This window comes from Paenarthrobacter sp. E2MeOHC11 (assembly GCF_058744955.1).
The window spans coordinates 2328678-2341474 of record NZ_CP196673.1; the positions used below are offsets into that span (position 1 = coordinate 2328678).

11 protein-coding genes are annotated in these 12797 nt (G+C 63.9%); 5 read left to right on the forward strand and 6 right to left on the reverse strand.

Features of this window, described 5'->3' with window-relative positions; all coding sequences use genetic code 11:
• Positions 1-13: 13 nt before the first annotated feature.
• Entirely contained in the window at positions 14-1411 is a 1398-nt protein-coding gene (locus ACSSVG_RS10880; RefSeq protein ID WP_492418868.1) for a CotH kinase family protein, read from the reverse strand.
• A gap of 148 nt (positions 1412-1559) precedes the next feature.
• On the opposite strand from ACSSVG_RS10880, the gene ACSSVG_RS10885 reads away from it, so the two are divergent.
• A complete protein-coding gene (locus ACSSVG_RS10885; protein ID WP_231342909.1) occupies positions 1560-2873 on the forward strand; it encodes an LssY C-terminal domain-containing protein in 1314 nt (437 codons plus the stop codon).
• A 111-nt stretch (positions 2874-2984) separates the two neighbouring features.
• Here the strand turns inward: ACSSVG_RS10885 and ACSSVG_RS10890 are convergent, their stop codons facing one another.
• Both ACSSVG_RS10890 and ACSSVG_RS10895 read right to left on the reverse strand, forming a co-directional pair.
• Positions 2985-4214 (reverse strand): amidohydrolase, encoded by a 1230-nt coding sequence (locus ACSSVG_RS10890; RefSeq protein ID WP_492418869.1) that lies wholly within the window; start codon positions 4212-4214, stop codon positions 2985-2987.
• A 29-nt stretch (positions 4215-4243) separates the two neighbouring features.
• Positions 4244-5704, reverse strand: coding sequence for an MFS transporter (locus ACSSVG_RS10895; protein WP_231342905.1), 1461 nt, complete (start codon positions 5702-5704; stop codon positions 4244-4246).
• Between the two features lie 99 nt (positions 5705-5803).
• On the opposite strand from ACSSVG_RS10895, the gene ACSSVG_RS10900 reads away from it, so the two are divergent.
• The 4 genes from ACSSVG_RS10900 to ACSSVG_RS10915 all read left to right on the forward strand — a co-directional run bounded on the left by ACSSVG_RS10900 (position 5804) and on the right by ACSSVG_RS10915 (position 10296).
• Complete coding sequence (locus ACSSVG_RS10900; RefSeq protein ID WP_492418870.1) at positions 5804-6850, forward strand: Lrp/AsnC family transcriptional regulator; 1047 nt, start codon at positions 5804-5806, stop codon at positions 6848-6850.
• Between the two features lie 22 nt (positions 6851-6872).
• On the forward strand, positions 6873-7766 hold the full coding sequence (locus ACSSVG_RS10905) for a LysR family transcriptional regulator (RefSeq protein WP_492418872.1): 894 nt from the start codon (positions 6873-6875) through the stop codon (positions 7764-7766).
• A gap of 130 nt (positions 7767-7896) precedes the next feature.
• Complete coding sequence (locus ACSSVG_RS10910; protein ID WP_492418873.1) at positions 7897-9267, forward strand: L-serine ammonia-lyase; 1371 nt, start codon at positions 7897-7899, stop codon at positions 9265-9267.
• A gap of 105 nt (positions 9268-9372) precedes the next feature.
• Positions 9373-10296 (forward strand): AEC family transporter, encoded by a 924-nt coding sequence (locus ACSSVG_RS10915; protein ID WP_492418875.1) that lies wholly within the window; start codon positions 9373-9375, stop codon positions 10294-10296.
• A gap of 277 nt (positions 10297-10573) precedes the next feature.
• Here ACSSVG_RS10915 and ACSSVG_RS10920 read toward each other — a convergent pair whose 3' ends face one another.
• Genes ACSSVG_RS10920 through ACSSVG_RS10930 form a run of 3 tightly spaced genes read right to left on the reverse strand, consistent with a single transcriptional unit; the run spans position 10574 to position 12763 of the window.
• A complete protein-coding gene (locus ACSSVG_RS10920) occupies positions 10574-10978 on the reverse strand; it encodes a RidA family protein (RefSeq protein ID WP_231342843.1) in 405 nt (134 codons plus the stop codon).
• Complete coding sequence (locus ACSSVG_RS10925) at positions 10975-11736, reverse strand: IclR family transcriptional regulator (protein ID WP_231342841.1); 762 nt, start codon at positions 11734-11736, stop codon at positions 10975-10977. The genes ACSSVG_RS10920 and ACSSVG_RS10925 overlap by 4 nt, the downstream gene beginning before the upstream one ends.
• A gap of 4 nt (positions 11737-11740) precedes the next feature.
• The gene (locus ACSSVG_RS10930) at positions 11741-12763 is read right to left on the reverse strand and encodes a sugar kinase (protein WP_492418877.1); all 1023 of its coding nucleotides are present in this window, start codon (positions 12761-12763) and stop codon (positions 11741-11743) included.
• Between the last annotated feature and the right edge of the window lie 34 nt (positions 12764-12797).

Consider the following 12797-nt stretch of genomic DNA (forward strand, 5'->3'; position numbering starts at 1 on the left):
GTGCCGAAGGACACTAAACCTTGTCCTTCAGTGCCTCCGTGCGTTCGGTGATGAAGGCCTTTAGCGTGTCCGTTTGCTTGGCCACGTCGGACGCTGAAAGGTTGTCGCTGGTGGGCACGGAGGCGGCGATCTGGTCGAGGAGGCTCGCGGCCTTTCCACTGGCGTAGAGCTGCTGGTAGAGGTCCTTGTAGGCGTCGTCGTACAAGGTTTTGAAGTCGGCCGACGCCAGGAACCGTTCCTTGAGCTCGTTCCCGCCCCGCCCTCCGCCAGCAGCTCCGCCCATCCCAGGGAACGCGTCGGAGCCCGCGGGGTCCCCGGATGGTGGGGTGAATCCGGATGGCGGCTGCATCCCGCCTCCGGCACCCTCACCGCCACCCCCGATGGACACCTCCTGGTCCGGGGTGGCTGTGGCGTCCCCTGCCAGGGCCAGGTTCAAGTCCCAGGAAATGATGGAGATCTTCTTGGTGTCGACGTTGTACCAGAGGTAGTAGTTTTGTCCGGGCCCGGCCATGTCGTCCCCGTTGACCAGCAGGTTCATGGTGGCGGCATAACGCGCGAACGACTCCACGTCCACCCGCTCTGCCAGCCCCGCATCGAACTCTTCGTCGCTGGCCTCGGAGAGCCACTTGAGGAACGCCACCACCGGCTGGAAGTCAGCGGTCTCTTTGGCGTTCAGCTGTTTGAATTGTTCCTCGTAAGTGGCCAGGTCATCGCCTTGATAGGTGAAGCTGGATTCGGCATCTGCCTTGAACAGGACACCCGGGGTGTCGAAGAGGGCATCGGCGTATGTCTCGCCAGGGTTTTCCACCAACAGCCTGGTTTGGGTTGGGCCGCCGTTTACGGAATACGTGGTGTAGGCATAGCGTTGTGTGGCCTGCCCGCTGGCTTGGGTCATAGCCAGGGCCAGGGCCTCGTTCAGGACAGGCGAACCCGGGCGAAGCGAGAGTTGGGTCAGCCCCTGGTACGTCTGGTTATCCACGTATTTCCCGAAATCGATCAGCAGCGGCAGCGACTCCGGGACATCTGAGGAGATGCCTGAGGACGTAGCATTTCCGCCGGGGCCGCTTCCATTTCCACTGAGGCTACGAAGCGTGGAGTTCCCTTTAAGCCGCACGCCGACGGCGGAGATCATTGTTCCGTCGATGGTGATATCGGCTTTGATCCATTCTTTGGAACCATCGGCCTCATAAGCTGCGATCATTTTCGCGTACGCGGCCTCGTCCCACTGGATGCTGACCGTATGTGGGGAGCCGGCGTCGAAAAGGGTGGTGGCCGCCGTCGTGCTTGTTGCGGTGCCGGTGGAGACGCTGGTGCCGGCCGCTTGGGTCCCGGCGCCCGCGCCGCACCCGGCGACGGCGAGTGTCACGGCAAGGACGGATACGGCGATAACGGTGCGTGGTGTGCGATGCATGGACGTTGGCTTTCGGCTAGGGGTCCTTCCTAGGTTCCCTATGATGCCTGTGACTCTGCTGTGCCGTACCAGTGCGGGCTGTATGTATTGGCGTCTGTACAACAGCCACCCGAAGTCCGAAGCTTAAGGGGCCACAAGGGGGAGCTAAATGTACAAGGTGCCGAAGAAAGAAGTCACAGACAGCCGCTTGGACCATGGATTCTTCATCCTGGGCGGAGCAGCTGCCGTGTGGCTGGCGTTCCTGTTGGTGGGGGAAAGCTTCCATCTGGGATGGGGCCAGATCTGGTTCTCCGTGGTGTTCTGGGCATTCCTGGCCTATTTGCTGCTGCCACGGCTGCACCGGATTCTGACCACCATTTACGTTCCCGGCTATTTCATTGGCCGCGCACGAACCAGCGATGGCCTTCTCGGAGATCCAGTGAATGTTGCCCTTCTCGGCGCTGAGCCCCAGATCCACGCGATCATGCAGTCCGCCGGGTGGACGATGGCCGACGACGTAACGTTTGCCAGCAGCCGCCGTATTGTCAGCTCCACCATTTTCCGCCGGAGCTACACCGAAGCACCGGTCAGCCCTTTGTACCTCTTCGACCGGCAACAGGACTTTGCCTACCAACAGGAAGTGGACAACACCCCGGGCAAACGCCACCACGTCCGCTTCTGGCGTTGCCCGGAGGGATGGCTCCTGCCCGGTGGCCACAAAGTGGATTGGCTGGCTGCCGGAACCTATGACCGCAGCGTCGGTTTCTCGCTGTTCACCCTCCAGATCACGCACAAGATCGAGCAGAACACCGATGTGGAACGCGACCACATCGTTTCCACGGTTTCTGCCGTAGAGCCCGCTGTCACCGTGCAGGTCATCGAGGACTTCTCCACCGGCTATCACACACGCAACGGCGGCGGTGACTCGATTTCCACCGACGGCGACCTGCCCATTGTTGACGCACGCCGCGTGCCGGTCCCCTCCGGGCAACCGGCCAACAGGACTGACAGCCGCGATAGGCGGCCGGCCCCCACGATGATGGGCGCGGCACTGGTGGTTGCCAGGGCGGTCGCGGCGTTGGTCCTATCGATCACGCTCCTGACGTCCGGCGGAGAGCTGGATGGCATCACCTTCGATGACGCTTCCTCGGACCCTGAAACCACGACGGCGGCCCTGGTCACCGTAGCGGTCATTGTGCTGCTCTTCGGTCTCGGCGAAGTCTTCCTGGCATGGCGGATTTTCCTGGGCAGCAACGGCGCCCGGGTGATCGCCATGGCCCTCAGTTCCATCTCGATCCTGGTTCAGGCAATCGACTACTCCACGGGGACCGCGAACCTCACCTTCGAGGCTGGACTCTCCGGTCTGGCCTCGGACATCCTCGTGTTGCTGGCGCTCTCCAGCCAACGGGCCAGGGTCTACGCGAAGCGCCAACGCGTTCCGGCTCTTCCTCCGGAGCTGGTCAACCGGCGTGTGCCGTCCTGACCTTCTTTGACTTTGCGGGACCGGGACACGCCGTCCCCCAGTAGCCGTCCCCGGTAAAGGAGCGACGACGGCACCCAATCGAGTGCCGCCGTCGACCGTGTGGGCCGTAACCTATGCCTCCAGCGTCACCCTGGTGGCACCGGGCTGTCGCGAGGCCTGAAGCTCCATCAGCCCGGACCGCAGTTGGGGATCCAAAGCGGCATCCAGGATGGTGAGCGCCAGGACGGTGGCGCCGTCGATGATTGCGTCGTCGGCTTCGGGCGTGATGGCGGCTGCCGTGAAGTCCGGGTGGTGGGGCACCGCGCTGCTGTTGCGGACAACCACCATGCCGTGGACAGACGGGATCACTTGGGAGACGTTGCCCATGTCCGAGGAGCCGCCACCGAAGACAGGGGTGTGATCCACGGGCCGGCCTACTGCTTCCATGTTGGCGTCCCATGCCTTACCCAGTCCGGCGTGCGTGTCCAAGGGGGCGTAGGGGTGCTCGGTCTGGCAGTGCGTCCACGTGCAGCCGGTAGCGATGGCCGCTCCCTCGAAGCAGGCGAGAACGCGCCGCTTGAGCTCGCGCCAATCGTCGAGGTCTCCGGCCCGGACCTCCACCTGCACCGTGGCGTCACCAGCGATGACATTGGTGGCGCCGCCGCCGTGCGAGATGAAGGCGTTGGTGTTGGAGTCCTCCGGCAGGTGCTGCCGCAGGACGGCCATGTTCATCAGCGCCAGGCTCGCTGCTGCTCCCGCGTTGATGGCTTTGTCCGGCGCTCCTGCGGCGTGGGCTTCGCTGCCCTTGAACTGGACCTCGAAGCGTTCCACGGCCGCCATGCTGAACGCTGATGCGCTCCGTTCCGTCCCGGTCATCCCGTGAACCATGAGCGAGAACGCGGCGTCCTCCCAGGCGCCTGCCTGCAAGAGGGACACCTTGCCGCCGCCATGCTCTTCAGCCGGAGTGCCGAGCAATTTGATGCGCAGCCCGGCGGCGTCCGCTACGGGCTTGAGGGCCAGCGCTGCGCCGACGCCTGCTGCGGCGATGATGTTGTGCCCGCATGCGTGGCCCACTTCCGGGAGGGCGTCGTACTCTGCGCAGATCACGACGGTCAGTTCGCCGCTCCCGTAGACGGCCTCAAGCGCCGTCGGCACGCCATAGGCGCCTTCGATGACGTCGAAACCGCCGTCGCGCAGGACTTCGGCCGCGGCCGCCGCCGATTCGTGTTCTTCCCAGGAGACCTCGGCCAGCGCGTGGACCTTGTGGCTGAGGTCAAGGATGGAAGGCCCGACGGCGGCCACGGACTCCCGTACGGTGTCGCGCAGTGTCTGCCGTGAGGTGATGTCGATTGAAATTGTCATTGTTTTCCTCGCTGGTAGTTGTAGTCGTGTCAGTTGACGGGTTCGAGGGCGTCGCCTGCCCGGGGTGCGGCCACGGCTGGTGCGGCCATTTCCTTTGGTGGTGCAGCCTGACGGATGAACAGGACGGCGATGGCGAAGAGCACGCAAAGGCCTGCACAGATCCACCACACGGCGTGGAAGGAGAACTCGGTTGCGGCGCGTGTTCCCGTAGCCGTCGGGGTTGTGAGAGCGGACATCAGCAGCGCGAACAGCGCTCCGGCAACACCGCCGGCAGCGGTACGGGCGGTGTTATACAGGCCGGACGCGATCCCCACAGAATCCGCCGCCGCGCGCTGGACCACCAAGGTTGGCAGGGTGCCACTGACCAGTCCTGTACCGAAGCCGGCAATCACCAGCCACGTGGAGAAGGTCACCAGGCTGCCCGGCGTCAGGATCATGAGGGCATAGGCCACGGCGCCGAGCGCTCCGCCGAGGGCAACGGTGCGGGTGCCGCCCAAGGCGCGGGAAACGCGGTCGCCGAGGGAAGCCCCAAGGAAGGCGGCCAAGGCCATAATGCTGAGCATGGTTCCGGCAGCAGAAGCTGCGGCACCGAAGCCAAAGCCCAAGGTGGCGGGATCAGAGCGCAGATACACGGAGATGGGTGCCTGTGCTCCGAACAGCTGCGCCCCAAACAGGAACGCGACCACGATCGGCAGCCCAATTCCACCGCGCAAGAGCATGGTGAGGTCTACCAGAGGGTGTTCGATCCGGCGGGCGGAAACCACCCAGGCAGCCAGGAGCGCAACACCGGCCGCCATCGCAAGGGCAGTCGTCGTTGGCGGCCAGGTCGCCAGGTTCGAGGCTCCTCCAAGCAGGGCAACCAGCCCGGCTCCAAGAAGCGCGGCCCCCAGGTAGTCCACCCGCCCTTTGCTCCGCAGCGGGGTCTCCTTGACGAACATGGCGATGCCCGGGATGCACAGGGCCATGAAGATTGCGGGCATGAGCAAGGTGATGGACAGGCTCCCCGTGGCGTCGAGGACGAGGCCTCCGAGGAATCCGCCGATCGTGGCGCCGAGGGTCAGCGCGGCGACCAGCCGGCCGATGCTCCGACCCGAGCGTTCCGAATCGCGCTGGTGGACGATGGCGAATTCCAGGGGGAGGAACACTGCCAGTGGCGCCTGGATGGCCCGGCCCAGCAGGAACAACTCGTAGTTGGGGGCAAACGCCACAAGCACTGAGGCCGCGGCGACAATTGCCGTGGAGATCATGAGGATTCGCTTGTGGCCGTGGATGTCGCCGAGCTTGGACAGCAGCGGGACTACCAAGACGGTAGCCAGCAAGTACGCGGCGCTGATCCAGTTCAGCGAGGCAGCCGAAACTCCATGGTGTTCACCGATGGACGAGAACAAAGGATTCAGCCAGCCCTGAAGAATGCCGCTGCCGAGCTCCATGACCACCAGGAAGCCGACGGCTCCTGCGGCCTTGGTGGAAGTCTGCGCAGTTGTACGCATGTGCGCTCCGATGTGTGAAGTGAACGGGATCACAACATCATGAAAGTGCCGTGTTTCCGTTGGATGAAATCGCAGCTATTCATGAATATCCTTATCCCTATGCAGGAATACATGCTCGATCCCCTTGAGGAACGCATCATCCATGCTCTTCAGATTGAAGGCCGCGCCCCGTGGAGCGAACTGGCCCCGGTGATCGGCGTGGACCCAGTAACGCTGGCAAGGCGATGGGACTCGCTGCGGGAACGTGGACTCGCCTGGGTCACCGGCATCTTCCCCAGTGGGGCCTCGGCGCTCATCGACATCACCTGCGTCCCGCAACAAATCGGTGATGTAGCCAGGCAAATTACGCAGATTCCCTCCGTGCTGACCCTCGACCACACCTCCGGCGGGCGGGACCTTCTGGCGACCATGCTCGCCGACAACCCCTTGGCCATCTGGGATGCGGTCACGCATCAGATCGGTGCGCTCGAGGGCGTCCGGAACACCCAGACCCACCTGGTCACAGAAATGGTGATGGAGGCGTCCGACTGGCGATTGCGCGCTCTGACTCCGCACGAAGCGGCCAAAGTGCCCAAACCGCGCCCGCCACGGACAAGAGCCCCGCGGACGGTCCACCCCGACGTCGAAGCGGCCCTACGACACTGCCTCACCGAGGACGGAAGGCGGCCCGTTAGCCACATCGCCGCAGAACACGGCCTAAGCGAGCAGCGGGTCGCAGATGGGCTTGCCCGCATGCGGGCCGACGGGCTGCTCCGCATTCGTACCGATGTTGCCCGGAGCGTCACAGGTTGGCCCGTCTACGCCTGGTACTTCATGCGCACAGCCGCCAAGCACATCCAGCAGATACGCGGGCTGATGGCCCGGATCCCGGAAGCCCGCACCGCGCTCGCAGTGGCCAGCCAGTACAACCTGGTGGTCGCCGTATGGCTAAGGGAGCTGACAGATGTGATGCGCTTCGAGGCAGCTCTGGAAGCCGCCGTTCCCAGTGCGCGGATTGTGGATCGAAGCGTGGTGTTCAGGATGAGCAAGCATCTCGGGCGCCTGATTGATGACGACGGAGCGGCGACTCTCGGCTTCATTCACCCCTGGACGACGCCGGATGGGTCACCCGAACGTGGCTCGCGGCCTGCTTCTGGGGTTAAGTAGAGCTAAACCGTAGGAGGTTCCTGTGCTTGATATCCGTCGGCTGCACATCCTCAAGACCCTTGAGCTTGAAGGCACCATGACAGCGGCCGCTGCCAAGCTGCACATGACTACCTCGGCCGTGAGCCAGCAGCTGGCGGTGCTTGAACGGGAAGCCGGGCTGCCCCTCCTTGTCCGCGCCGGGCGGAAGGTCCGGCTCACCGAAGCCGGCATCATGCTGGTTGGACACTACGGCCGCATCGCGTCCGAGGTGGAATCCGCCGAAGCCAACCTGAAGAAGTTCCACACTGATGTCCGCGGCCGGCTGGCCATCAGCGCCTTCCCCAGCTTCTGCAGCACGGTGCTGCCCGCTGCCGTGATGTCCTTACAGGCGAACTATCCGCGGCTGGAACTGACCGTCTCCGACCTTGAGCCGTTCGAAAGTGTGGCCCAATTGCGCGCCGGGCATATTGATGTCGCAGTAGTGGACGACCTGCACGAAATACAGGACGAAGGGCTCGTGAAGACCGTTCTGGCACGTGACGAAATCATCCTCTGTCTTCCCGGGGGCCGGCTGGCGGCCGAGGCGGTGACCCTGTCCGACTTCGCGGCTGATCGGTGGATCCTTGACCAGCAGGGCAGCGTGTTCGAGCAGTTCGTGCGCCAAACGTGCCGCGACTCGGGCTTCGAGCCGAACGTTGTTGCGAACTGCCGAAACCTCATGGCCACACTGGGGTTGGTCCGTGGCGGTCTCGGGGTCGCGTTGATGAGTGAGTTGAACCTCGGGCGGGAAACGGAGGATTTGGTAGTCCGCCGGGTGGAGCCCAGCTGCGGCCGCAACATCATCGTCTTGAACCGGACCGCCAGCAAGGAATCACCAGCCGTGGCTGCCGTCCTTGAAGAACTCAGGATCGCCGTGGAAGCACGCCCCACTGCCTGATGCAGCGCACTACGGTACAGGATCGTTAAGCTGCGCTTCACGTCGAGTTCAGAAGTTCCCGATAGACGCTGACCCGATCCGCCCTCAAGCTGGGAAGAGACCCCAACCCTTTACCCCGCGGAGGAACGCCATGGCCTTGAGCGCCCTTGATCTGTTTTCGATCGGAATCGGCCCGTCGTCGTCCCACACGGTCGGCCCGATGCGGGCTGCCCGCACCTTCGTTGAAACCCTGGCCGCTGAAGGCATGCTCGACGCCGTTGATCGCCTTCACGCCGGACTGTTCGGGTCACTGGGGGCTACTGGAAGAGGCCACGGCTCGGACAAAGCTGTCATCCTGGGGTTCATGGGAGAGTCGCCCGAAACGGTGGATACCGTGACGGCGGACCAGAGGGTCGAGGAGGCCACAGAATCCAGGAAGCTCCTCATCGGTCAACGCCGGATGATCCCCTTCAGCCGGGGCAAGGACGTCACGCTCCACCTGCGCCAATCCCTGCCGGCCCATCCCAACGGCATGAGGTTCCAGGCCTTCGACCATGACGGAAACGTGCTCGCCGAGCAGACGTGCTACTCGGTGGGCGGCGGTTTCGTGGTGGACGAAGGCTCGGTGGGGGCCAAGCCGCAGAACGACGTCCAGCTCCGGTTCCCGTTCACCAGCGCCGAGGAGTTGTTGTCCCATTGCGACCGCGAAGGCCTGTCCATCAGTGACATTATGCTGGCCAACGAGCGTGCCTGGCGCAGCGATGAGGAAACCCGCACTGAGTTGCTCCACATCTGGGACACCATGAAGGAATGCGTGGAACGCGGCTGTCGCCGCACGGAAGAGCACCTGCCCGGCAGCCTCAAGGTCCGCCGTCGTGCGCCCCGTTTGTTGGCTGACCTGCAGGCGAAAGACGACACCAGCGATCCCCTTCGCGCCGTGGACTGGATCAACCTTTTCGCGTTGGCGGTCAATGAAGAGAACGCAACGGGCGGAAGGGTGGTCACGGCGCCCACCAACGGAGCTGCGGGCATCATCCCTGCCGTCCTGCACTACTACATGATGTTCACGCCCGGGGCGACGGAGGATTCGGTGGTGCGGTTCCTGCTCACGGCGGCCGCCATCGGTGTTCTCTTCAAGGAGAACGCCTCCATCTCGGGTGCCGAAGTCGGGTGCCAGGGAGAGGTGGGATCGGCGTGCTCCATGGCGGCCGGGGCGTTGTGCGAGATCCTCGGCGGCACGCCCCAGCAGGTTGAGAACGCTGCGGAAATCGGGATCGAACACAACCTCGGGCTGACATGCGACCCCGTGGGTGGCCTGGTGCAAATACCGTGCATAGAGCGCAACGCCATGGCCAGCAACAAAGCCATCAATGCGGCCCGGATCAGCCTTCGCGGCGACGGTATCCATCACGTCTCGCTGGATGCCGCCATCAAAACCATGCGCGAGACCGGCGCGGACATGAAGAGCAAGTACAAGGAGACCTCGCGGGGAGGCCTGGCCGTCAATGTCATAGCGTGCTGACGTCACCTGGCCCGGCGGTCGTTTCCTGACCGATAGGGTTAATCCGTTCCCAGTCAGCCTGCGTCACCAGCCGGCATTCCAGAGTTACGGATTGAGGAAAACGGTGTGGAGGGAGTCCTTCAGGGTTTCTTTGTGGTCGGTGTTGTGCTGCTCATTGGCTACATCCTTGGCAGAACCAAGACGTTGGGTCCCGAGGGCAGCAAAGTCCTCTCCACGCTGACGTTCATGGTGGGGCTGCCCTGCCTGATGTTTTCGGCGATTGCCTCGCGCCACATTTCAGACGTCCTCAGCGCCACCGGCCTGATTTCCGTAGTCACGGCGGTGGCGGTCATGCTCGTGTTTACCGTGGCGGGCCTCATTGGCCGCTGGGGTGTCCGGCGGACCACCATTGGCGCGCTGTCCGTGGGAATCGTGAACTCCACCAATCTGGGCGTTCCTCTGTCCCTTTACATCCTCGGCAGCGCCACCTACGTCACGCCCATCATGTTGTTCCAATTGGCCATCGTCACGCCCATTGCCCTGACCATCCTGGACCTCACGGATCCGGCGGGCAAACACGTCTCCATCTGGCGCGTGCTGTCCATCCCCTTCCGCAACCCGGTCACAGTTGCCGCGATTCTTGGGATCGTGGTGAGTGCCTTGGGGATTGAACTGCCCCGCCTGGTTCTGGATCCGTTGGCGCTGGTTGCCCAGTTGGCTGTCCCCCTGATGCTGATCATCTTCGGCATGTCCCTTCACGGATTGTCAGTGCGCCCCGGCATCGGAGACCTCGTCCCCACCACTATTGCCGTCATTCTTAAGTCGGCAGTCCAGCCCGTGCTCGCATGGATCCTGGCCGCCTTCGTCTTCCACCTGGACCCCTTCAGCACATTCGTGGTCACGGCGTGTGCCATTCTTCCCACCGGCCAGAACGTGGTCCTCTATGCTGTCCGCTACGGCGTGGGCCAAGGGATTGCCCAGTCAACGGCGGTGTTCACCAGCATCTTGGCCATACCGCTGCTGCTGGGTGCGGCCTGGCTGTTCGGCTAGGCCCAACAGCTGTCCATCTGGCTGGGCCTCCACCACCAACTTTGAAACCCGACGGAGCTCGACATGCCGTCAGTCGCGGCGTGTCGGGGTGGTTTCAGATCCAAAGTGGGTGGTGGCGGCACGCAGTGGGAAGCCAGCCACCGCTTAAGGCTCGACGGCGGCACTCGGGTGAGTGCCGCCGTCGAGCTCTCCCGTGCGGGCGGTGAGAGAGCCTTCCCCGAAACCGTTCAGGCGGTGAGAGGGCGTCCGGTGGAAGCTGTAGTTAGGTGGGAGGGGGTTACGCGGTGACTGCCAGGGCGTCGATCTCCACCAGCATGACCTCGTGGGGCAGGTCCACGAAGACGGTGGTGCGGCTCGGCAGCTGGCCGCTGGGCACGTTCTCGCGGATGAACTCGCCGTAGACCTCGTTCATGGCGGCGAAGTCGTCGCGGGTGGTGAGGTAGACGCGGAACATGAGGACGTCTTCAACGGAGGAGCCGCCGGCTTCCAGGATGGCCTTCACGTTTTCCAGCGTGCGACGGGTCTGGACGCGGACGTCGCCGTCGCCGATGTACTGGTTGGTGGCGGGGTCCATGGGTCCCTGGCCGGAAACCTGGAACATGCCACCCTTCTTGATGCCCTGCGAGAATACGTGCGCCGGGGCGGGGGCGTTTTCGGTCAGTACTACGGTCTTTTCACTCATGCTGAGTTCCTTTCGTGGCTGATCCAGCCGAGGTCGTTGGAGATGGACTCGGTGCTGGCTTTGAGGTCGGGCAGCAGCTCAAGCAAGCCTTCATAGCTGAGCATCACTACCGGTACCGAGCAAGAGGCTGCTGCTACAACGGTGCCGCTGGCGTCGCGGATGGGGGTCGCGATGCAGTGCACGAAGGCTTCGTGCTCGGCGTTGTCGTGGGCCCAGCCCTGTTCCTTGACCTGCTCGAGTTCGGCCAGGAGGGCCTCCGGCGAGGTCAGGGTGTTCTCGGTAACTTTGATGTAGTCCAACCCCGCCGCGATCTTTTCCTGCCGGCTGCGCGGCATATCGGCGAGGAGGACCTTGGACACAGCGGCCGAGTGCAGCGATGCAGTCAGGCCGATGCGCGAGTACATGCGGACGGGGTGGTGCGACTCGAACTTGTCGATGTACACCACCTCGCTCCCTTCGAAGGCGGCGAGGTGCACAGTGTGCCCGGTGCGGCCGTTCAAGTCGGCCAAATGCGGGTGGGCCACCTTGCGGATGTCCCGTTGTTCCAGCGCCAGCGAGGACAGTTCGAACAGCTTTGAGCCGAGCATGAACCGCTGGTCCTCGTCGCGCACCACAAAACGCTTCTCCTCCATGGCGTGCAGAAGCCGCATCACGGTGGTCTTGTGCACCGCGGCCTTGGACGCGAGCTCGTCCAGCGTTGCGGGTTTGGCGGCGAGTTCGCCGAGCAGGTCGATGGCCCGCATGAGGCTCTGGCTCACAGTGTCACGCTCCGGTTCTGGTGTTGAATTGTCCGTCTTCAACATGAATAGCAGCCCAGGCGTCATCCGAAGAATCCAGGATGGCTGCAAGCTCGGCGGCATCGGGCAGCGGGCCGCGGTCGCCGTGAACAGTGAGGGTGCACGCGGCTGCCACATGTCCGCGGCGGAGGCTTTCTTTCTGGCCGAGGCCGAACAGTATGCCGCTGAGGTAACCGGCGGCGAACGAGTCACCCGCGCCAACAGGCTCGACGACGGCGACGGACAGGGCGGACACCTCTTCCCGGGTGCCACTTGAGTCAGCCGTGCCGCGCGTCAGCGCAATGGCGCTGATGGCCTCGTTCTTGATGACCAGGACCTCGGGATCCGGCATCATCCGGCGGAGTTCGGCTTCGTCGGTGGTGCCGAAGGCGTGCTCGGCTTCGTCTTTTCCAACGAGCACGACGTCGGCCAGGTTCGCCAGGCGCTGCAGGACGGAACGGTCCTGGCCTGCCCATAAGGCTTCGCGCCAGTTGACGTCGAAGCTGATGGTCCGGCCGTTCCGCGGTGCGGTCAGGATGGCCTCCAGCAATGACAGGCACTCGGGGGAGAGGGCAGCGGTGATCCCGCTCAGATGAATCAGCGCAGCATTCTCCAGCAAAGAGGAAACGGCCGGATTGGCGAGCGTGGCCCGTCCCATGGCCGACGCCGCTGAGCCTTGCCGGTAGTACAGAACTGAACTGCCGCCGTCGGGGTCGGCTTCCTGGGCGGGGACCTTCACGTAAAGGCCCGTGGGCAGGGAGTCGTCAACCTCGACGCCGGACACGCCGACGCCGTGGTCCCGGAGGTCGTGGAGGATGCGCGTGCCGAAGCCATCGCGGCCCACCCGGCTGACCCAGTGGGTGTCCAGCCCCATGGCCGCCAGGCCCATGGCGACGTTCGATTCTGCGCCGCCGATTCCGAAGTGGAGCTCGGTGGCAAGGTGCAGGGGAACGGCATGGACAGGGGTAAGCATGGCCATGGTTTCGCCAACGCATACAGCTGAAAGCATCGTTCTCCCGCACTCATCGTTGCGCTTCCCAGCG

Coding starts and splice junctions, on each gene's coding strand:
- ACSSVG_RS10880 (WP_492418868.1), bottom strand. CDS start 1,411: ATGCATCGCACACCACGCACCGTTATCGCCGTATCCGTCCTTGCCGTG.
- ACSSVG_RS10885 (WP_231342909.1), top strand. CDS start 1,560: ATGTACAAGGTGCCGAAGAAAGAAGTCACAGACAGCCGCTTGGACCAT.
- ACSSVG_RS10890 (WP_492418869.1), bottom strand. CDS start 4,214: ATGACAATTTCAATCGACATCACCTCACGGCAGACACTGCGCGACACC.
- ACSSVG_RS10895 (WP_231342905.1), bottom strand. CDS start 5,704: ATGCGTACAACTGCGCAGACTTCCACCAAGGCCGCAGGAGCCGTCGGC.
- ACSSVG_RS10900 (WP_492418870.1), top strand. CDS start 5,804: ATGCAGGAATACATGCTCGATCCCCTTGAGGAACGCATCATCCATGCT.
- ACSSVG_RS10910 (WP_492418873.1), top strand. CDS start 7,897: ATGGCCTTGAGCGCCCTTGATCTGTTTTCGATCGGAATCGGCCCGTCG.
- ACSSVG_RS10920 (WP_231342843.1), bottom strand. CDS start 10,978: ATGAGTGAAAAGACCGTAGTACTGACCGAAAACGCCCCCGCCCCGGCG.
- ACSSVG_RS10930 (WP_492418877.1), bottom strand. CDS start 12,763: ATGCTTTCAGCTGTATGCGTTGGCGAAACCATGGCCATGCTTACCCCT.